The following is an 18,165-nucleotide window of genomic DNA, read 5'->3' as shown; positions in this document are numbered from 1 at the left end:
ATTCCACTCTAAAACAAAATGAACCTGACTCTCTCAAGAATCAGGTTCATTTTGTTTTCGATGTTCAGAGCTCTTAGCTTTTAAGCCATCTAGTTTCATTCAAGTAGGATTGATCCGGATAGTATATAAACAAAACACTTCCGTCCTTAATGGTATTAATAATAGGTTTCGCTAATTCAGTAGAAACAGCGGGACATCCCCAGCTTCGCCCGATACGCTTATGCTGTTTTGCGAAATTTTCGTTTACATAGTTTGCACCGTGCATCACAATAGCCCGACGAAATGCAGCGTCGTTATATCCCTTGTCGAGCCCGTGCAATTTTAAAGAGTATCCATTACCCCCTTGATAGGTTAAATCCGTACGATAGAAGCCAAGGCTGCTTTGAAGGGAACTTTCGGTATTCGAGAAGTTCTGAGCAAATTCCTCCCCGGTGTTTTTCCCATGAGCAACTAATGCATTAAACAGGATCGCCCCCGTTTTGGTGTTAATCACCCACAGACGTTTTTCATTCGAAGATTTGGAAAAATCCAAAACGGTCAATAAAACGGTCTCTTCCTTAATTTCCCCTGCTTTTTTGAGATTTTCGAATCCCGTCATTGCTTTTTCAAACACCTCAAAACTTAGTTCGTTCGCTTTTGAAAAATCAAGTCGGTTGTATGAACTCAATACGATCTGGGACAATGAACTCTTCTCTACATTCACTTCAGGTAAGGCCACGTATGCAGAAGTATCTGATTTAGCTTCCTTCGTGCTGACTGATTTAGCTGAGTCTGACGATTTGTAAGACGTACTTAAGGCCAAAACGGAAACCAGAGAGAGCAGTATTTTCTTTGTCATAAATATTATGTTAAATAGAATTGCGATTGCAAATTTATAAAATCATAACAATCAGAACGTTATTATGAAACACTTTAACAGAAATTTATAACAATGTTAACAGCTCTGATCCTTATTATTCTGCCTCTTTTTGCGTGTCAGCTACAAAAGTAAGACTCACCGAATTCATACAGTAACGAACACCCGTAGGTTTGGGACCGTCGTTAAAAACGTGTCCAAGGTGCGAACTGCATTTTTTGCAAAGAACCTCAATCCTTTCCATTCCGTGGGTAGAATCTCTCATGTAAGAGACTCCGTTCTTATCGGCCTCAAAGAAACTAGGCCAGCCACAAGTGGAAGCAAATTTTTGGTCGCTCCTAAACAAATGGTTACCACAAACCGCACAATAATAATCGCCGTGCTGGTCGAATTCATTGTATTTGCCACTAAAAGGACGCTCGGTTCCTTTTTCTCGTGCAATATAATAGAGCTCAGGTGCGAGCACTTCTTTCCACTCCTCATTGCTTTTGCTTACTGCTGTAGAGTCATTAGGAGAAAAGTATGGATTGTTTTTTGATGTAGAATCTTGCATAACGTTGGACTTAATAGGAGAATAACTCTGCGAGCACGCTTGCAGAAGTAGTATACCTCCCAATATTAATAGAATTTTTTTCATTTGATCAGTTTCTTAAGGCCTAAAGAGCCTATTAAAACTTATTTATTTAGTTCAAAATTAGTGAAATAATACTAAATGACAGAAACACAAAAAAGAAGACAATTACGAAATCATAAGCTATTTGCAACGGGACTCTTTGTTTTAATGGCGGCTATTTTTATGGTGACCACCGCCATACAAAAGCAGTCTGATTCGCATTGGATAGGATATCTGCATGCATTTTCAGAAGCGGCAATGGTAGGCGCACTTGCGGACTGGTTTGCGGTCAGTGCCCTATTCCATTATCCTTTAGGGCTGAAAATTCCGCATACAAACTTGATTCAAAACAAAAAAGACCAAATCGGAGACAACTTAGGTTCGTTCGTCGTCGGCAATTTTTTATCTGCGGAGACGATTCGCCCTTACATTTCAAAGCTAAACCTATCGGAATACCTAGGCACTTGGCTTCTAAAACCCAGCAACCAGCAACTTTTAATCTCCGAGGGGTCTATTATTATACAAGATCTTATTTCAAAACTGGAAGACCATTCCATAGAATCCTTCCTAGTTCAAAAAACAAACGAACTTACAGAAAATCTTAATTTAGCCTCCGCACTAGGCAGTACGATGGAATATTTGGTCGAAAAAGATCAACACCAACTTCTAGTAAGCTCGATCGCTTCTCACATCAAAACGTACATTCTTGAAAACGAGGAGGAAATTAGAGAGCGTGTGAAAAGACAGAGTTATTCGATTATTCCCAATTTTGTAGACAAAGCCATTGCAGATAAGATTTCAAAAGGAATTGTCTCGTACTTTGAAGAAATTGAATCGGATTTATCTCATCCTGTTCGATCAGTTCTGACAGAAAAAATAAAGGAATTGTCACTGGACTTAAAAACGAAAGAAGAATGGAACGAGAAAATCCATTCGATGAAATCCTATTTTCTCACGGAAGAAAGGGTACAGAGCTACGCAAAGGATATTTGGCATTCCATAAAAACCCTTCTTTTAAAGGAACTCGCTCAAAGTGATTCTCCACTAAAGGCCTATCTTCAAAAATCCATCCATAACTTAGCCGTGGATCTTACTGAGGACCCGAACTTAAAAACTAAAATTGACAAATGGGTTCGACTTACAGCCTATCGATATTTTTTACGAAACACGCACCGAGTTAGCGATTTAATCTCGAGCACAGTGGAAAACTGGGACGGACAAATGCTTAGTGAAAAATTAGAATTGGAAGTCGGAAAGGACCTTCAATTTATTCGTGTGAATGGAACTCTCGTGGGAGGACTCGTGGGACTAATCCTCTATACGATTGCTAATTTTTTCATTTAGCCTGTTTCAAAAGGGCTTTGTTAATCTCTGTGATCAGCTGTGGCCCTTCGTAAATAAAGCCCGTATACAGTTGAACAAGGGAAGCACCTGCCTCCAGTTTCTCAAGTGCATCAGTCGCTGAGTGAATTCCACCGACACCTATAATAGGAAACGCTCCCTCACTCTTCTCATGAAGAAAACGAATGACTTCGGTGGATCTTTCCTTTAGGGGTTTTCCCGATAACCCTCCCGACTCTTTTTGATTGACAGAAATTAAATTCTGACGCGAAAGAGTTGTATTGGTAGCAATCACCCCAGAAATACCTGTTTCTTTAACAATTTGAATGATGTCTAGCAATTGGTCTTCGGACAAATCGGGGGCGATCTTTAAAAGAATCGGCTTTGATTTGGTTTTGGTATTGTTTTGCTTCTGCAATTCATTTAACAACTCTGTCAAAGGACCTCTATCTTGAAGTGCTCTAAGGTTTGGAGTATTCGGCGAACTTACATTGACGACAAAATAATCCACGACCTCAAACAAAGCGTCAAAAGCAAGTTTATAGTCGGCACTTGCCTTTTCGTTCGGCGTTAATTTATTTTTTCCAATATTTCCGCCTATTAACACACCCGTATTCGACTTCAACCTCTCAACCGCTTTATCTACACCTTCGTTGTTAAACCCCATTCGGTTAATAATACCGGAATCTTCCACCAACCGAAAGAGCCTCTTCCTTTCATTGCCACTTTGCGCCTTAGGTGTCAAGGTTCCAATTTCTACAAATCCAAATCCAAGGGCTCCTAGCTGCTTATAAAGTTTCGCATCTTTGTCTAATCCCGCTGCAAGACCCACTGGATTTTTAAACTTCAATCCAAAAACCTCTCGTTCAAGTTTGGAATCCTCTAAGGGTTTGCGTAAAAACCAGGGAGCCAGGAACCCGAAATTCCGAAGCATCCAGAACGTCAGATGGTGAGCTTTTTCAGGATCTAACTTAAATAGAAGCGGACGTAAAATAGTTTTGTACATAGTAAAAAGATGGATACGACAAATTTAAAGCTTTTTCTATAGTCTGACCCTATAATCTAGGAATTTCTCTTTTGCAAAACCTTATTCAAAACTGCTAAAAATGCGATCCGCCCTGTTTGGCAAATTAAGTCTCGAAACGAGCTAAATCCGACGTTATTCAGTTTTATTTCACTAATTTTGTCCAAATTATCAAGACAATTATGGCAAAACAGGAAGATGCGTTTAAAAAAGTAGTTTCCCATGCAAAAGAGTATGGGTTTATTTTTCAAAGTTCTGAAATTTACGACGGACTATCTGCCGTTTACGACTATGGACAAAACGGCGCGGAACTGAAAAACAATATTAAGCAGTACTGGTGGAAAGCCATGGTACAGTTAAACGAAAACATCGTCGGAATTGATTCCGCGATTCTAATGCACCCTACGATCTGGAAAGCTTCCGGTCACGTAGATGCCTTTAACGACCCGTTAATTGATAACAAGGACAGTAAAAAACGCTTCCGTGCCGATGTTTTAATTGAAGATTATTGTGCAAAGCTAGAAGACAAGGCACAGAAAGAAATTGACAAAGCGGCAAAGCGATTCGGAGAATCCTTTGACCTCTCGACGTTTGAATCTACAAATGCGAGAGTCTTAGACTATCGCGAACGTCAAAAAACCATTCTTTCTAGAATGGCGAGATCACTAGAAAGCAATGATTTGGCAGATGTTAAATCATTAATTGAGGAACTAGAGATTGCAGATCCTGATTCAGGAAGTAAAAACTGGACGGACGTTCGACAATTCAACCTGATGTTTGGAACCAAACTAGGAGCCTCTGCTGAAAACGCGACTGACCTCTATTTAAGACCCGAAACTGCTCAAGGAATTTTCGTTAACTATTTGAACGTACAAAAAACATCCCGACATAAATTACCTTTCGGGATTGCTCAAATCGGAAAAGCCTTTCGTAACGAAATTGTTGCTAGACAATTTATTTTCAGAATGCGTGAATTCGAACAGATGGAAATGCAATTTTTTGTACAACCAAATACCGAACTTTCTCATTTTGAACAATGGAAACAAAAAAGGCTTAACTGGCACTTGGCGTTAGGACTCGGAGCAGAAAATTACAAATTTCATGACCACGAAAAGTTAGCCCATTACGCAAATGCAGCGACGGACATTGAATTTAAATTTCCTTTCGGATTTAAGGAACTCGAAGGTATTCACTCCAGAACCAATTTCGACCTTTCGGCGCACGAAGAGTTTTCCGGTCGCAAAATTCAATATTTTGATCCTGAGAAAAACGAGAACTACGTTCCTTACGTAGTCGAAACCTCCATTGGACTCGACCGATTGTTCCTTGCCTTAATGTCACATTGCTTAAAAGACGAAGTGCTTGAAGATGGGTCTGAGCGAACTGTTCTTTCTCTACCTCCGGCCTTGTCTCCTATTAAAGCGGCGATACTTCCGCTTATGAAAAAAGACGGGTTAGGGGAATATGCAGAATCAATATACAACGATTTAAAATTCGACTTCAACTTGAATTACGAGGAAAAAGATAGCATTGGAAAACGATACCGTAGAAACGATGCGCTTGGAACTCCGTATTGCATCACCGTGGACCATGAATCCTTAACAGAACACACCGTGACGCTACGTGACCGTGACACCATGGTGCAAGAGAGAGTCAAGGTAGCAGACTTACGAAGAATCATTGACGAAAAAACAAACTTTAGAACCCTTTTGTCTAAGCTTTAAATTTTCATCGAAAAAAGAAAATTCAAATGGTCTAATTGCATTAGGCCATTTGCTATTTCTGTTAATTTCTTCGAGGCATAAACTGTTTGATTCCTTTTAAATTCCGTAAATTTGAACCATTCTAAATAAGACACATGTTTTCAATACAAGCCATACGATCCCAATTTCCAATTCTTTCGCAAGAAGTGAATTCAAAACCTTTAGTATACCTGGACAATGCAGCAAGCTCGCAGAAACCCCTCTCGGTACTAGAAACCTGGGACCGGTACTATCTTGAATACAATGCAAACGTGCATCGAGGAATTCATACCCTTAGTCAAATTGCCACAGAGGCTATGGAAGATTCGCGTAAGAAAATTCAAAAATTCATTGGAGCAAAACATGATTATGAAATCATTTTTACAAAGGGAACTACGGAGGGCCTCAACCTACTTGCTTATGCGCATACAAGCGAGATTAAGGCTGGTGATGAGATCATAATTTCCTATTTGGAACATCATTCCAACATAGTGCCTTGGCAAATGCTTTGCGAAAGAACTGGCGCAAAACTACGGGTGATCCCTATGAACTTGGAAGGTGAGCTCGATCTTACTTTTCTTGAAAATAATTTAAGTGAGAAAACGAAAATAGTTTCGGTTAATCAAATTTCCAATGCGCTAGGTGTAGTCAATCCCCTGAAGGAAATTATTTCCATGATCCGTAAAAATTCTAGTGCTAAAATCATCATTGACGGTGCTCAGTCTGTGCCACATTTAAAAATTGATGTGCAAGAAATGGATTGTGATTTTTTCGTCTTCTCTGGCCACAAAATGTACGCTCCCATGGGAGTTGGGATCCTTTATGGAAAAGAAGAGTTACTTGAAAAACTTCCTCCTTTCCATGGTGGAGGAGAAATGATTTCTACCTGTAGTTTTGAGAAAACCACGTATGCGGGACTCCCTTTCAAATTCGAAGCAGGAACCCCGAATGTGGGAGGAAATATCGCCCTAGGGGCAGCAGTAGATTTCATGGAATCCATTGGACATGACAATTTACAAAGTCACGAACATGCACTACTTGAATACGCCCAAAAAGAACTTCAGCAGCTCGACGACTTACATATCTATGCCGAAAATGCACACCGTGCAGGCGTAATTTCTTTCACGTTGAATAATGCGGGAATTGCATCCGATGCGGGAATGATCTTAGATAAACTGGGTATTGCCGTCCGCACAGGACATCACTGCACTCAACCTATTATGGACTTTTATGGAATAGCAGGTACCATTCGTGCGAGTTTCGCAATTTATAATACACTAGAGGAAATAGACGCATTGGTAGAGGGAGTCCGTAAGGCTCAAAGAATGCTAAGTTAGAAGAAATTAGCGCACCTCGGCTCCTCCAAGACCTCGAAGTCTCAAGCCGTATTTCCATTGGACATAGGCAAAGACTTGATACAATTTATATTCGAAAGCCATTCCGTAATTTTCATTGGGATCGTAATCAATCCCTGACTCAATTACATTTCGGTAACGTCCTGAATAGTAATAGCTATTCCATTCCGAAACCAAACTTGCATTGCGTACTTTTAGACTGCTTTCGCTATACATACTCTGCGGTTTTGCAATCGCAGAGAGAAAATAATCAAATTGTGTGTCCATTACAATCAGCTCCCATTCCCCCTCTTCATTCTTTTCCGGTTTCATCACAGTCGAGTCGCCCTTACTCAGTGCGCGCGAACTACTGCAACTCGTGACAAAGCTTAAAGCTCCAATGAGCAAAACTAGATAGAATGTTGTTTTCATGACTGTTGTATATGCTGGAAAGGCAGCAAATTAAACGCCAAACTTGAACTACACTCAAAGAATCCAAGCAACTTTGCTTATTGAGCCCGCAATAGGAAAGATTGGAACGGTTATTGTTGCAAAATTCTAGCAAAATATTGTACGAAACCCACCCCACAAAGTCCCTCATTGTGAATCCAAAAATTCCAAGGGAAAACTTTGGACCAAACCACTAGAATCCGAATGATTTCCTTAGTTTCCAAATCATTTTTCAAGTCAAACCTTTGTTGCACTCTTGCAAGAAGGCAAGCCATGGTTATGGGAGTGCAAAAGACAAATAGAAATCAAAGTTTGAAAATTAGGATTCTCTTTTCAATCGCCCTTACCGTATTCACTTTTGCATGGTTTCAATCGCAAACTACGGCTTTTGCCTACATTAAAGATGAGCATGGGAATGCAGTAGAACGAGCGGAGGTTGATTTAAGCCAATCCTCCAATGACCTTGTAGCCGACAAAATTGGCTACTTCCAATTTGTAAGATTAGATCCCGGTACCTACCAAATAAACATTTCCAAGGCCGGACTAGAACCGCGACGAATCACCTTTACTATCGAGCAGGGTGAAAAAAGAAAAGACCTTGGGGTCATCAGCATGCGCTCTGCTAACCATAGTACTGACTTAGGAATTTTAGTTCTTGATGATGCCATTGCCGATAGTGACGGATCTTTAGTACAGCCCATGACCTCACTACTAAGTGCAAGACGGGATGTGTATCAAAAAAATGCCATGCTTGAACAGGGCATGTATAATTTTGTTCCAAGAGGGGTGGACAACCGCTACGAAGAAATTTCCTTTAATGGAGTATCAATGTCGGATCCCATAGACGGCGTAGTAGATCCTATTCAATGGGGAGGATTAAGCGACGTTACGAGGCATCCTTCTGAAATCTCTGACTATTTATCCTTTTCAAAATACGGCTTTGCAAATCTTGCTGGCTCCCTCTACTACGACACGAAAGCTTCTAATTTGAACAAAGAGGCTTCGATTACTTATTCCTACCTCAATCGCAATTATAAAAACAGACTTCTAGCCTCTTACGCAAGTGGACTTTTTCCTAGCGGATGGGCGTTTGCTCTTTCTGTAAGCAAAAGATCAGGAAGCGATGGCGTGATTCAGGGAATTGAACAAGACTCCTACGCTTACTTTGGATCGGTTGAAAAGAAGTTGTCAGACCGTTTTTCTATAAACTTTACGGCCTTTGGAGCACCCACTCAAAGAGACACCTATAGTGCAAACACAAGAGAAGTGTACGATTTAATGGGTAAAAATTACAATGCATACTGGGGATTTGATGGAGGAAAAAATCGCAGTGCGCGTACTAGAAATTCCTTTATGCCTGTCTTCCAACTGCAATTTTACAATGTGGTTGGCGAGAACAGCAATTGGAACAATACCTTATCGTATCAATACGGAAGAGACGCCCAAAGCCGTCTTTCCTGGAGAAACGCACCCAATCCCTACCCTACGTACTACACAAACCTACCCAGCTATTACCGATCTATAAATGCACGCCCAGGTGAATTAGAACTGCTCGAACAGAGATGGAACGAAGACGATTCCTTTAATCAAATCAATTGGCAAGCTTTACGAATGGAAAATCAAAACCATTTAGAAGAAGGTGCTAAATATATGGTGGTAGAAGATGTTCGTGACATCAAAAATTTTAATTTCGCTTCGCATTTCGACACAAAACTAACTGATTTTTGGAATTTAAATCTGAATTTAAATTATCAAAATTTCACTTCGAAGCATTATCAAGAAATAAACGATTTACTGGGGGCAGAATTTGCACTAAACCAGTACGCTTCCAATGGCAATGAAAACTACGATTCCTCCAATCAAAATACGAAACTTACCGTCGGCGATCATTATAAATACGATTTTTTGTTTTTTAAGAACAAAGCCAGCCTCAATCTGTCCACAGATGCTGAACTTAACAAATGGAATGTAATGGCCTCTGTTTTCGTAAACTATACATCCTCTCAAAGAAAAGGCAATTACCTAAATCCATATTACAGCAACTCAAAAGGTTTAAGCAAGCGAATTGAAAATCTGGATGCAGGCGTGAAAGCAAGAGTTAGCTACAAACTAAATCCTAGAAGTCAGCTCTCATACAATGCGATGCTTTACAGCGCTGCCCCTACCCTTACGGACTTATTTGTCAACCCTCGATTAAGCAATCTGGAAACGCCTGAAATAAGGAACCAAGTTGTAAGTTCCAACGAACTTCGCTATAACTATAGTAGCCAAGCCCTAAGAATTCGTGTGTCAGGATTTTGGAGTGATTTAAAAAATGGGACCGAAGTTTCAAGATTCTACACAGATCTTTACTCTCAGGGCACAAATAACAACACAGAATCCTATGTAACCGAGTTCTTATCCGGAGTTGAAAAGCGCTACAAGGGAATCGAAGTCGGAATCGAGGCGAGGATTTTTCCGAATTTAAAACTCTTTGCCATATCCAGTTTAGGAGAGTATACCATTGAGAACAATCCAATCGTACTTCTAACCACCGAAAACGAAACCTCTGCCCAAGGATATCAAGACTTAGGCCCGGCACAAATCAAAGATTATAAATTAGCGGGTTCCCCACAAACAGCAGCTACGCTAGGATTTAGATATAGCAATAAAAAACTTTGGTGGCTAGGCGGTTCTGCCAATTTTTTCGCAGACCATTACATGGACTTTTATGCAGCCAATCGAACTTCCAATTTTTACACCAATCCTCAAACAGGAAGCCATTACGAGCAAAGCACAGACAAAAATACAGGACTTGTAATTCCAGCAGCGCGTCCCTCTTCCATCTCACCCCTACTTTCTCAAGTCAAAATGGAAGATCAGTGGCTATTTAATTTGGATGCAGGAAAGTCTTTCAGTGTGGGGCGCTACACCTTAGGGTTAAGTTTAAGCGTAATCAACGTACTAAATAACAGAGATTATATTTCGGGTGGCTACGAACAAATTAGAAACACAAACTATCCGGAATCCCAAATAGATTCACAAAGATCAGAACCTCTATTTGGCACCAAATTCTGGTATGATCGCGGACGTACGTTCTTCGCAAATGTTTCATTTAAGTTTTAATCGAATTTAGAGCCCATTCGACTCAAAGAGAATTTCAAGGTACTCCTTTTTTGAAATCATTTCGGCTCCAAAAGTTTCCAAATGATTGGAGTGAATTTGACAGTCGATTAATTTGTAATTGCCTTGGTTGGATTGTACAAAGGTGATAAATGCGGCCTTTGAAGCATTGCTTACTTTTGAAAACATACTTTCACCACAAAACACATTTCCCACCACTACACCATAAAACCCACCTACAAGCGTATCACCCTGCCAAACTTCAATACTCGTAGCTTTGCCTTGTTGATGCAGTTCTAAGAACCCACTGATCAGCTCTTCACTGATCCAAGTTCCGTCTTGGTCCACTCTAGGGACCTCCATGCAAGCACGCATAACCTCTTCAAAGGCCTGATCCTTAGTAAAGGTAAATTGGTTGGAATTAAGAACCTTTTTCATGGATTTGGAGACATACAAATTCTTTGGAAAAAGAACGAATCGAGGATCCGGACACCACCATAAAATCTCTTCACCGGGATTAAACCACGGGAACAGTCCAAGATTATAACCAAGCCATAGCCTTTCGGAAGACAAGTCACCTCCCATAGCAATGAGACCCCCTAAAGGATGGTACTCTCTTGGATCCGGAAATCCTATTTCCTCTTTCTTTAATGAAACCATAGAATTAAAAAATCCCACCAAAGATAGTGGGATTCAAATCAATTATTTTTTACTTTTTAGAAAGGTAAATCATCATCCTCTTCTTCGAAAGGATTTGCATTTTGCGATTCACGCTTTGCTCCTTCTTCAAGTGGGGCAGCTTGAGTGGGTTCATTAAAATTGTCAGAAGCCAATTTTTCAATTCTCCAGCCAACAATCGAGTTAAAGTACTTAACTTCATTCTGAGGGCTTGTCCACTCTCTTCCTCTGAGGTTAATTCCAATTTTAACTTGGTCGCCCTCGCTTACTGTATCTAGCAATGAGATCTTATCTTGCAAGAACTCAATACTAATAGGCTGCGGGTACTGTTCCTGCGTTAAAAGGATTAATTCTCTCTTCTGAAATCCACTGTTAAAAGTTTGGGTTTCAGAAAGTTTCTTCACTGTGCCTTGTAATTCCATAATCTAAAAACTTAATTCGGTAAAAATAGCAAAAACAAACTTAAAAAAATGAATTCAAAACCTAGTATTTTGCAAATAAAAAAAATGAAAAAAAATTTGTTTTACAATTTAAAAATAAGCTATATTTGCACTCACAAAAAAGAAAAGAAGATCTTATAATAACTGCGGATGTGGTGTAATTGGTAGCCACGCCAGACTTAGGATCTGGTGCCGCGAGGCGTGGGGGTTCGAGTCCCTTCATCCGCACTATTTTAAAAATTTCTAATCACTTAGAAATTTTTTTTGCGAAAATAGCTCAGCTGGTAGAGCACAACCTTGCCAAGGTTGGGGTCGCGGGTTCGAGTCCCGTTTTTCGCTCAACTTCTACTTTGCCCTGGTGGTGGAATTGGTAGACACGCAGGACTTAAAATCCTGTGTCCGCAAGGACGTACGGGTTCAAGTCCCGTCTGGGGTACACAAAAAGACTGTTAATCATTGATTAACAGTCTTTTTTGTTTTTAGAGTTGGCTTCAATGCTGGCTTTAATAAAAGGGATCAAGAACAAATTCTCATTACTGAAGATACAGTTTGGTGCGACAAAATATTTTTGTGCAAATTATTACAAAGATTTTTGGAGGCGAATTATTGGCAAATACACCAATTGAAAAATTGAGATTATGATCATAATTCGATTCTCCAAGAAATGCAAAAATTCTCCAAGAATTATATTTCTAGAATTTCGGAGATGTTTTTTTGGTCGGAGGGAAGCCCCATTTCCCTTATGTCATATCCGCTCTAAACTATGTCTTGTCCTGAAATATAGAACCAGAACTTAAAATTAGGGACGTATTTACACCTCCGTCTGGAGTACATAAAAAGACTACTAATCAACGATTAATAGCCTTTTTTATTCTAGATGAAGGATGAAACCAAAATTAGTTATTATTTTGGTACTATTTATAATCCACTTTCTGAGATAATTCAATTGGATTGTTATATCTCTTCAAATTATTTTGTATACTTCTTTCCAATTCTCTATAATCATTTGCGGTATTTTCTGTTTTATCTTGTTTTAACATCATTGCTTGACCACTCTTTGCCAAAGTAAAGTTTGTTACGCAAGAAAAGTTTTTTCATGTTTATTTTTTTTTAAGATTAAGTGCCAATGCATTAAGAAATTTTCATTTTCTTTAATTCAATTTAAAAAGGATAGGGTATTGGCATAGTCTTTCCCTAATTATTAGTAACTAGATTCTTTTGGGTAAAAGCATTTCGTCTTGTTTCCCTTTCCAAATCATTTAGTATTTAATCATACAAGTTTGAATAGGAATCTTCAGATAACTTAACTAAACACACTATATTGGTAAACATGGGAATACTGTAGTTCGAATTGCGGTCAAAATCAAGAATTAGTTTTCAGCATAATGACTTTCTAAATCAAAGTAGACATAGATAGATTCTAAAAACATCCGTATCATAGAAAAAGCAAGCATCAAATTACGGTGAACTTCTAGATCAGGGTCAGAGTAAATAATCTCCAAATTTTCTGCCCTAAGTTCACCATGCTGTATTTTCGAGTTAATCACATCATAATACTCCTTACCAACCGCGGTAAATACCATCAGATACAAAACATCAAAGTAATCATCCAGTGAAATGAAATTAGTTAGATACTGTATCATCCCAAAGCAAGCATTGTTACCTTTAATATTTGGCAAGGGGATTAACTTATTATTCTCATCTATTAAGCCACCTCCGAAGGATGCGAGCGAAAGAATACTGGTCATATAACCCAAACGTCTAATATCAACTGATTCCATCCCTTTAATTTCGAATTCAGCAGAGATTAATTGGTCAAACCGATACCGTTGTAAAATTTTTGGAAATTCTCTAACATGCATCTCAAGAATAGGAATGTTCAAGCTTGAACTCAGATCATAAACACTTTTTTCTAGTGCACCCTTTTCATTTTTTCCAAGCAGAGCTTCTAAAGATCTTCTAGCGTCCTCTACGTTAGTTATATACCGCGTGTTGAAGCGATTCTTCGATTCCATAGTTAAGTTTTAGTTGAGGTTAATGTAATAAATTGCTAATTAATTGTAAAATCCTAATTTAAAAATCTGTTAACCCGTCTCAAACGCCCTATTTTAGGGCTAAATCCTCTGTGGATCACGCTCGAGAATAAGTTGTGCTCCATCAAGCATTTTAACCAAAAAGTGTTGCAAAACGAGAAGGTTTACCTCAGGCGCTTCAGAAAACTCCTCCATAGACAAGTGAACTACCTGACTATTAAAGCATTCAAAATCCTTAAGGCTGTATTTTTTAAACGCGTCTCGAAAGATTGAGAACGGATCTTGGTACTCCAGTTTCGATAGCGATGCAAACAATAAATTAGAGGAAGGAATTAGAGCCTCAGATAGTCTCCACTTATAAGTTTGCTTACTTAAAACAAAGCACGCTTTAAGAAAGGATCGCATGCAGAGATAGTTCCAAAACACGTTGTGCCCCATTCTAATCGGAGCGGAACTCGAAGAGAATGCAAAACGAAGCATTTCATTTCGTTGTTCTTTAAGCGTCACTAGGTCCTCCACACGAAAAAAGGCTCGCATCACAGACAACCAAGAGTCTAGTTCGACTCCCTCCCAAATCTTCGTTTCAAAATCAATTCTCTTTTTCTTCACGCCATTTTTATTTTTGTGAAGTTCCTTAAATTCAGTCTAGTATTCTACAGAACAAGCATGTATTTAACAAGAAACAAGATGTATTTTACCGGACCTCTATAAAAGAGCATCAATCGTGAAGCGGCGAAACAAGGAGCAGTGCTTTCTTTCTAGTGCTTTCACACGATCCCATAACGAACGTGTAATCTCCCTCTTACGGTGTATTACGAAGACAAGAAATTTTTGAAGAAAACAGAAATACCTACGAAAGCTGTAGCCAAGCTTTGTCCTTATTTCAAAAGGTTATAAAGCGCACTGTAAATTCAAATCTAGGTATGGCCTTATTTTAGCTGTTCACTCGTTTACATATTTTTATTACCGAATCTAATCCGTATTTTTGCCTTAATAAATTCGTGCATGTCTGATATCATACAACTTTTACCTGATCACGTCGCCAACCAAATTGCGGCGGGTGAAGTCGTGCAACGTCCTGCATCCATTGTAAAAGAACTTTTGGAAAACGCAATCGACGCACAAGCCACTAAAGTTGAGCTTATTGTACGGGAAGCAGGTAAGAATTTAGTCCAAGTTGTTGACGATGGACTAGGCATGTCGGATTCCGATGCTAGACTCGCTTTCGAACGCCATGCGACTTCGAAAATAAAGAGTTCTGAAGACCTTTTTAAGATCAGGTCAAAGGGTTTTCGTGGAGAAGCATTGGCTTCCATTGCAGCTGTGGCTCAAGTGGAGCTAAAAACAAAACAAAGGCTGGCAGAAACAGGCACCAACCTATACATTGAAGGGGGTGGATTTAAATTTCAAGAACCCATCCAAACGCACGAAGGATCTAGTTTTGCGGTTAAAAATTTATTCTTCAACATTCCGGCAAGACGTAAATTTTTAAAAAATAACAATATTGAGCTTCGTCATATTATTGATGAATTTCAACGTGTTGCACTTGCCCATCAAGACATAGAGTTCGAATTGTATCATAACGACGAAATCATTTTTAGATTGCGTAAGGGCACCATGCTTCAACGAATCATTGAAATTTTTGGTCGAAAATTACAGCCCGTTTTGATTCCCATCAAAGAAGATTTAGATTGGATCAAGCTTAGTGGGTTCGTTTCGAAACCTGAAGGTGCAAAAAAGGTTAGAGGAGAACAGTTTCTTTTTGTTAACCATCGATTTTTCAAGAGTCCTTATCTTAATCGGGCAGTACAAGATGCTTTTGAAGGATTATTGATGCCTGGTTACCACCCTTCCTTTTTTCTATTCTTGGAAATTGATCCTGAAAAGATTGACATTAACATTCACCCTCAAAAAACAGAGGTCAAATTTGAAGATGAAAATCTCATCTTTGCTTTAATTCGTTCCACAATCAAAAAAGCGCTTGGTATTTACAACATTGCCCCTAGCCTTGATTTTGACCGAGACCCTAACCTAGATACATTTCTTGATTTCCAAAACAAGGGAGGATCCAACGGATCGTCTGCTAGTGCTATGAACGAAAAGCCGGGTCATATTTCGGTACCTCGTGATTTCAATCCATTCCGTGCAACGGATGCTGCTACTGCCAATGAGATCGTCAATCTGCAAGAAATATACGATACACCTCTAGAGGCAAAACCTTCCAAAATCAACTTATTCGAGGACGAAGAATTTGATGAAGACTTAATGCGACTTCCCAATGGGTATTGGCTTTTCAATCAAGGAGACAAAACCTTGATGCTAGACCTTGGAAGAATGCATCGAATTCTGATTGGTCATAAAAACCAAGGCAAAAAAAGAAGCTCGGTCAGTCAACCGCTGCTATTTTCCTTAGAATATTTAATGAATGAAATTGAGAAACTCAAATACAAATCCTTTAAAAAGCATTTGCCTTCCTTAGGATTTGAAATGACCCTAGCCCATGAAAACACGCTTCGAATCGATGCTGTGCCAGAGGGTTTAAAAGAAAGTATGGTCATCAAATTCCTAGAAAACTTATTTGAAAAATTGGAATACAAAAGTGAGGAAGAGTTCCTCTCCCAGTACCAATACCAATGGGACAAGATCCATTCCAAATCTCGTTTTGATTTCCTTTATAAATACGAAGCAGAGGCACTTATCAAGGAATACATTGCGATTGGATTCCCAACCTATACTCCAGGAGGTAAAAAATGTTTTATTGAACTCCCACTTGATGAGTTAAAAACTAAATTTTAAAGCATGTTTAAAAACATCCCCCCCATTACAAGAAGTATTATTATAATCAATATCGTTGTTTATCTCCTTAGTAATTTACTTTTTGGCGGAAAACTCTACGACTTACTCTCGGCCTACTATCCTTTTTCTCCTAATTTTCATTCGTGGCAAATTGTCACCCATATGTTCATGCATGCACCCATGGGAGAAGGAATTGGCCTTACACACATTCTTTTTAACATGTTCACCCTATGGAGCTTTGGCCCAGTATTAGAACAGGTTTTGGGAGAGAAAAAATTCCTAATCCTTTATTTTGTAAGTGGACTTGGTGCTTTCATTCTCTTTAACGTATGGAATTTTTACGAAGTAAACACAGTGGTAACCCAATTGCAAACGCAAGGAGTCGACATTGCGGAGGTGTTTCGGAAAAGCGCCCAAGGGTATCACGGTGATATGAGTGTATTTAATAATCCAGACGCCCTGCTTCTGGGTCAAATGCTGAACGGGAAAATGCTTGGTGCATCCGGTGCCATTTTCGGCGTAGTCGCTGCGTTTTCAACCATGTTTCCGGATGCGAAATTGGTTTTCTTGTTCATCCCTTTCCCTATAAAAGCAAAATATTTATTTCCAATTATCCTAGTCGTGTCGCTCTATTTAGGATTTAGTGGATCCATGGGAGGAGTTGCCCATTTTGCTCACATTGGAGGCGCAATCGTTGGATTCTTGCTTGCCTTGTACTTTAGAAAAAATCACATTCAAAGATGGCATTAATTCGAGCAGCCCTCACGTTTGTCCATTTCTGTATCGTCGTTTTGATGCTAGGCACGTTATTAAATGACTATATAGCTCCTAAAACCTTAGGCTATTTAAACTTGTTATCTCTGTCCTTTCCTATTCTTCTGATATTTCATCTAGGACTTACGCTTCTTTGGATTGTACTTTGGAAAAAAAGGGCCATTGTCTTTATACTTCTATCTCTTTTCTTTCTAAAACCGGCTCAGCGTATTGTAAATTACAACCCGTCGGTTTCTGCTGAAGGGAAAATCAAGATTATCACCTTCAACACCAAAAATGGAATAGAAGCCACTGGCAACCCCCAAACAAGTGTCAAAGACTATCTGGCCAGTCAAAATGCTGACATTGTCATTGTGCAGGAAGATCACACAAAACTGGATTCAGAAAACCTAATTACGCAGGGTGGGACTCAGCTGTTTTCTAAGTACAAAATTGTAAACCAGGAAACATTAATTACAGACGGATCGAATTCTCACGCTTTTTACGCTGACCTTGATATAGAAGGGAAAATCGTACGCATTGTAAATGTTTATCTTCAACCCTTTCAGCTTCAAAAATCGATGGTAAAACCCTCGGGGGATGCGGCTGTAGATCAAGCGAAGGCTAAAAAACTCATTTTCCGACTCGTCCCTACCTTTAAAGCGCACCAAAGCCAAGTACAACAAATTCGTCGTGCAATTCAGGAGTCACCTTACCCTGTCATTATCGGAGGAGATTTTAACTCCGTTCCAAATTCTTGGGAATACTATCATTTGGTCGAAGGCCTACTCGATCCCTTCTTAGAAGTAGGACATGGAAGTGCCACGAGTTTTCACGATTATAAATTTCCAATCCGAATTGATTATCTATTTCACTCGAACTCTCTAAAAGCAAGAAGTTATCAGGTAGATCGAAGTGTTCACATCTCGGATCACTTTCCGGTCATTGCTACATTTGACATTAAGTAATCGGACTAGACAAAGACTCCATATAAAAAGCGGCT

The 18,165-nt window shown here is 39.3% G+C and carries 15 protein-coding genes and 3 tRNA genes; 10 read left to right on the top strand and 8 right to left on the bottom strand.

Annotated elements, in window-relative coordinates:
• Positions 1–73: 73 nt before the first annotated feature.
• Positions 74–838 (bottom strand): murein L,D-transpeptidase catalytic domain family protein, encoded by a 765-nt coding sequence (locus ACX3PZ_RS03510; protein WP_459083168.1) that lies wholly within the window; start codon positions 836–838, stop codon positions 74–76.
• A gap of 115 nt (positions 839–953) precedes the next feature.
• Positions 954–1,493, bottom strand: coding sequence for a peptide-methionine (R)-S-oxide reductase MsrB (gene msrB / locus ACX3PZ_RS03505; RefSeq protein WP_459083166.1), 540 nt, complete (start codon positions 1,491–1,493; stop codon positions 954–956).
• 75 nt (positions 1,494–1,568) lie between these two features.
• Between msrB and ACX3PZ_RS03500 the strand changes: the two genes are divergently transcribed.
• On the top strand, positions 1,569–2,813 hold the full coding sequence (locus ACX3PZ_RS03500; protein WP_459083164.1) for a DUF445 domain-containing protein: 1,245 nt from the start codon (positions 1,569–1,571) through the stop codon (positions 2,811–2,813).
• Here ACX3PZ_RS03500 and ACX3PZ_RS03495 read toward each other — a convergent pair.
• On the bottom strand, positions 2,806–3,816 hold the full coding sequence (locus ACX3PZ_RS03495) for a quinone-dependent dihydroorotate dehydrogenase (RefSeq protein WP_459083162.1): 1,011 nt from the start codon (positions 3,814–3,816) through the stop codon (positions 2,806–2,808). The genes ACX3PZ_RS03500 and ACX3PZ_RS03495 overlap by 8 nt on opposite strands.
• 200 nt (positions 3,817–4,016) lie before the next feature.
• Here ACX3PZ_RS03495 and ACX3PZ_RS03490 point away from each other — a divergent pair, with 200 nt between their 5' ends.
• Together ACX3PZ_RS03490 and ACX3PZ_RS03485 are read left to right on the top strand one after the other, a co-directional pair.
• Positions 4,017–5,558, top strand: a complete 1,542-nt coding sequence (locus ACX3PZ_RS03490; RefSeq protein ID WP_459083160.1) for a glycine--tRNA ligase — start codon at positions 4,017–4,019, stop codon at positions 5,556–5,558.
• A gap of 134 nt (positions 5,559–5,692) precedes the next feature.
• Positions 5,693–6,913: an aminotransferase class V-fold PLP-dependent enzyme gene (locus ACX3PZ_RS03485; protein WP_459083158.1), complete on the top strand. Its 1,221-nt coding sequence runs from the start codon at positions 5,693–5,695 to the stop codon at positions 6,911–6,913.
• 6 nt (positions 6,914–6,919) lie between these two features.
• On the opposite strand, the gene ACX3PZ_RS03480 is transcribed toward ACX3PZ_RS03485, so the two are convergent.
• Positions 6,920–7,342, bottom strand: a complete 423-nt coding sequence (locus ACX3PZ_RS03480) for a DUF6146 family protein (RefSeq protein WP_459083156.1) — start codon at positions 7,340–7,342, stop codon at positions 6,920–6,922.
• A 330-nt stretch (positions 7,343–7,672) separates the two neighbouring features.
• Between ACX3PZ_RS03480 and ACX3PZ_RS03475 the strand changes: the two genes are divergently transcribed.
• Complete coding sequence (locus ACX3PZ_RS03475) at positions 7,673–10,465, top strand: carboxypeptidase regulatory-like domain-containing protein (RefSeq protein ID WP_459083154.1); 2,793 nt, start codon at positions 7,673–7,675, stop codon at positions 10,463–10,465.
• A 6-nt stretch (positions 10,466–10,471) separates the two neighbouring features.
• Here ACX3PZ_RS03475 and aat read toward each other — a convergent pair whose 3' ends face one another.
• Complete coding sequence (aat, locus tag ACX3PZ_RS03470) at positions 10,472–11,122, bottom strand: leucyl/phenylalanyl-tRNA--protein transferase (protein WP_459111966.1); 651 nt, start codon at positions 11,120–11,122, stop codon at positions 10,472–10,474.
• A 56-nt stretch (positions 11,123–11,178) separates the two neighbouring features.
• Positions 11,179–11,562, bottom strand: a complete 384-nt coding sequence (locus ACX3PZ_RS03465; protein ID WP_459083150.1) for a DUF3127 domain-containing protein — start codon at positions 11,560–11,562, stop codon at positions 11,179–11,181.
• A 164-nt stretch (positions 11,563–11,726) separates the two neighbouring features.
• Here ACX3PZ_RS03465 and ACX3PZ_RS03460 point away from each other — a divergent pair.
• From ACX3PZ_RS03460 to ACX3PZ_RS03450, 3 genes are all read left to right on the top strand, one after another.
• A tRNA-Leu gene (locus ACX3PZ_RS03460) sits at positions 11,727–11,808 on the top strand.
• 38 nt (positions 11,809–11,846) lie between these two features.
• Positions 11,847–11,919: transfer RNA gene (locus tag ACX3PZ_RS03455), tRNA-Gly, on the top strand.
• Positions 11,920–11,932: 13 nt separating this feature from the next.
• A tRNA-Leu gene (locus tag ACX3PZ_RS03450) sits at positions 11,933–12,016 on the top strand.
• 934 nt (positions 12,017–12,950) lie between these two features.
• On the opposite strand, the gene ACX3PZ_RS03445 is transcribed toward ACX3PZ_RS03450, so the two are convergent.
• Positions 12,951–13,595, bottom strand: a complete 645-nt coding sequence (locus ACX3PZ_RS03445) for a hypothetical protein (RefSeq protein ID WP_459083148.1) — start codon at positions 13,593–13,595, stop codon at positions 12,951–12,953.
• A gap of 99 nt (positions 13,596–13,694) precedes the next feature.
• Positions 13,695–14,222, bottom strand: a complete 528-nt coding sequence (locus tag ACX3PZ_RS03440) for a hypothetical protein (protein WP_459083146.1) — start codon at positions 14,220–14,222, stop codon at positions 13,695–13,697.
• A 396-nt stretch (positions 14,223–14,618) separates the two neighbouring features.
• Between ACX3PZ_RS03440 and mutL the strand changes: the two genes are divergently transcribed.
• From mutL to ACX3PZ_RS03425, 3 genes are read left to right on the top strand one after another with little or no spacing between them, the layout of a single operon-like run.
• Positions 14,619–16,409, top strand: a complete 1,791-nt coding sequence (gene mutL / locus ACX3PZ_RS03435) for a DNA mismatch repair endonuclease MutL (RefSeq protein WP_459083144.1) — start codon at positions 14,619–14,621, stop codon at positions 16,407–16,409.
• A gap of 3 nt (positions 16,410–16,412) precedes the next feature.
• Entirely contained in the window at positions 16,413–17,159 is a 747-nt protein-coding gene (locus ACX3PZ_RS03430; protein WP_459083142.1) for a rhomboid family intramembrane serine protease, read from the top strand.
• Positions 17,150–18,130 carry an endonuclease/exonuclease/phosphatase family protein gene (locus ACX3PZ_RS03425; protein ID WP_459083140.1) on the top strand — a complete coding sequence of 327 codons (981 nt, stop codon included), beginning with the start codon at positions 17,150–17,152 and terminating at the stop codon, positions 18,128–18,130. Before ACX3PZ_RS03430 ends, ACX3PZ_RS03425 begins: the two co-directional genes overlap by 10 nt.
• Positions 18,131–18,165 lie beyond the last annotated feature (35 nt).

The sequence above is a fragment of the Chryseobacterium sp. A321 genome, assembly GCF_054489265.1.
This window is presented reverse-complemented; position numbering and strand designations above follow the sequence as displayed.

Excerpts from the sequence above, each read along its gene's own strand:
- ACX3PZ_RS03510 (WP_459083168.1), bottom strand. The coding sequence starts at position 838 with ATGACAAAGAAAATACTGCTCTCTCTGGTTTCCGTTTTGGCCTTAAGT.
- msrB (WP_459083166.1), bottom strand. The coding sequence starts at position 1,493 with ATGAAAAAAATTCTATTAATATTGGGAGGTATACTACTTCTGCAAGCG.
- ACX3PZ_RS03500 (WP_459083164.1), top strand. The coding sequence starts at position 1,569 with ATGACAGAAACACAAAAAAGAAGACAATTACGAAATCATAAGCTATTT.
- ACX3PZ_RS03495 (WP_459083162.1), bottom strand. The coding sequence starts at position 3,816 with ATGTACAAAACTATTTTACGTCCGCTTCTATTTAAGTTAGATCCTGAA.
- ACX3PZ_RS03490 (WP_459083160.1), top strand. The coding sequence starts at position 4,017 with ATGGCAAAACAGGAAGATGCGTTTAAAAAAGTAGTTTCCCATGCAAAA.
- ACX3PZ_RS03485 (WP_459083158.1), top strand. The coding sequence starts at position 5,693 with ATGTTTTCAATACAAGCCATACGATCCCAATTTCCAATTCTTTCGCAA.
- ACX3PZ_RS03480 (WP_459083156.1), bottom strand. The coding sequence starts at position 7,342 with ATGAAAACAACATTCTATCTAGTTTTGCTCATTGGAGCTTTAAGCTTT.
- aat (WP_459111966.1), bottom strand. The coding sequence starts at position 11,122 with ATGGTTTCATTAAAGAAAGAGGAAATAGGATTTCCGGATCCAAGAGAG.
- ACX3PZ_RS03465 (WP_459083150.1), bottom strand. The coding sequence starts at position 11,562 with ATGGAATTACAAGGCACAGTGAAGAAACTTTCTGAAACCCAAACTTTT.
- ACX3PZ_RS03445 (WP_459083148.1), bottom strand. The coding sequence starts at position 13,595 with ATGGAATCGAAGAATCGCTTCAACACGCGGTATATAACTAACGTAGAG.
- mutL (WP_459083144.1), top strand. The coding sequence starts at position 14,619 with ATGTCTGATATCATACAACTTTTACCTGATCACGTCGCCAACCAAATT.
- ACX3PZ_RS03430 (WP_459083142.1), top strand. The coding sequence starts at position 16,413 with ATGTTTAAAAACATCCCCCCCATTACAAGAAGTATTATTATAATCAAT.
- ACX3PZ_RS03425 (WP_459083140.1), top strand. The coding sequence starts at position 17,150 with ATGGCATTAATTCGAGCAGCCCTCACGTTTGTCCATTTCTGTATCGTC.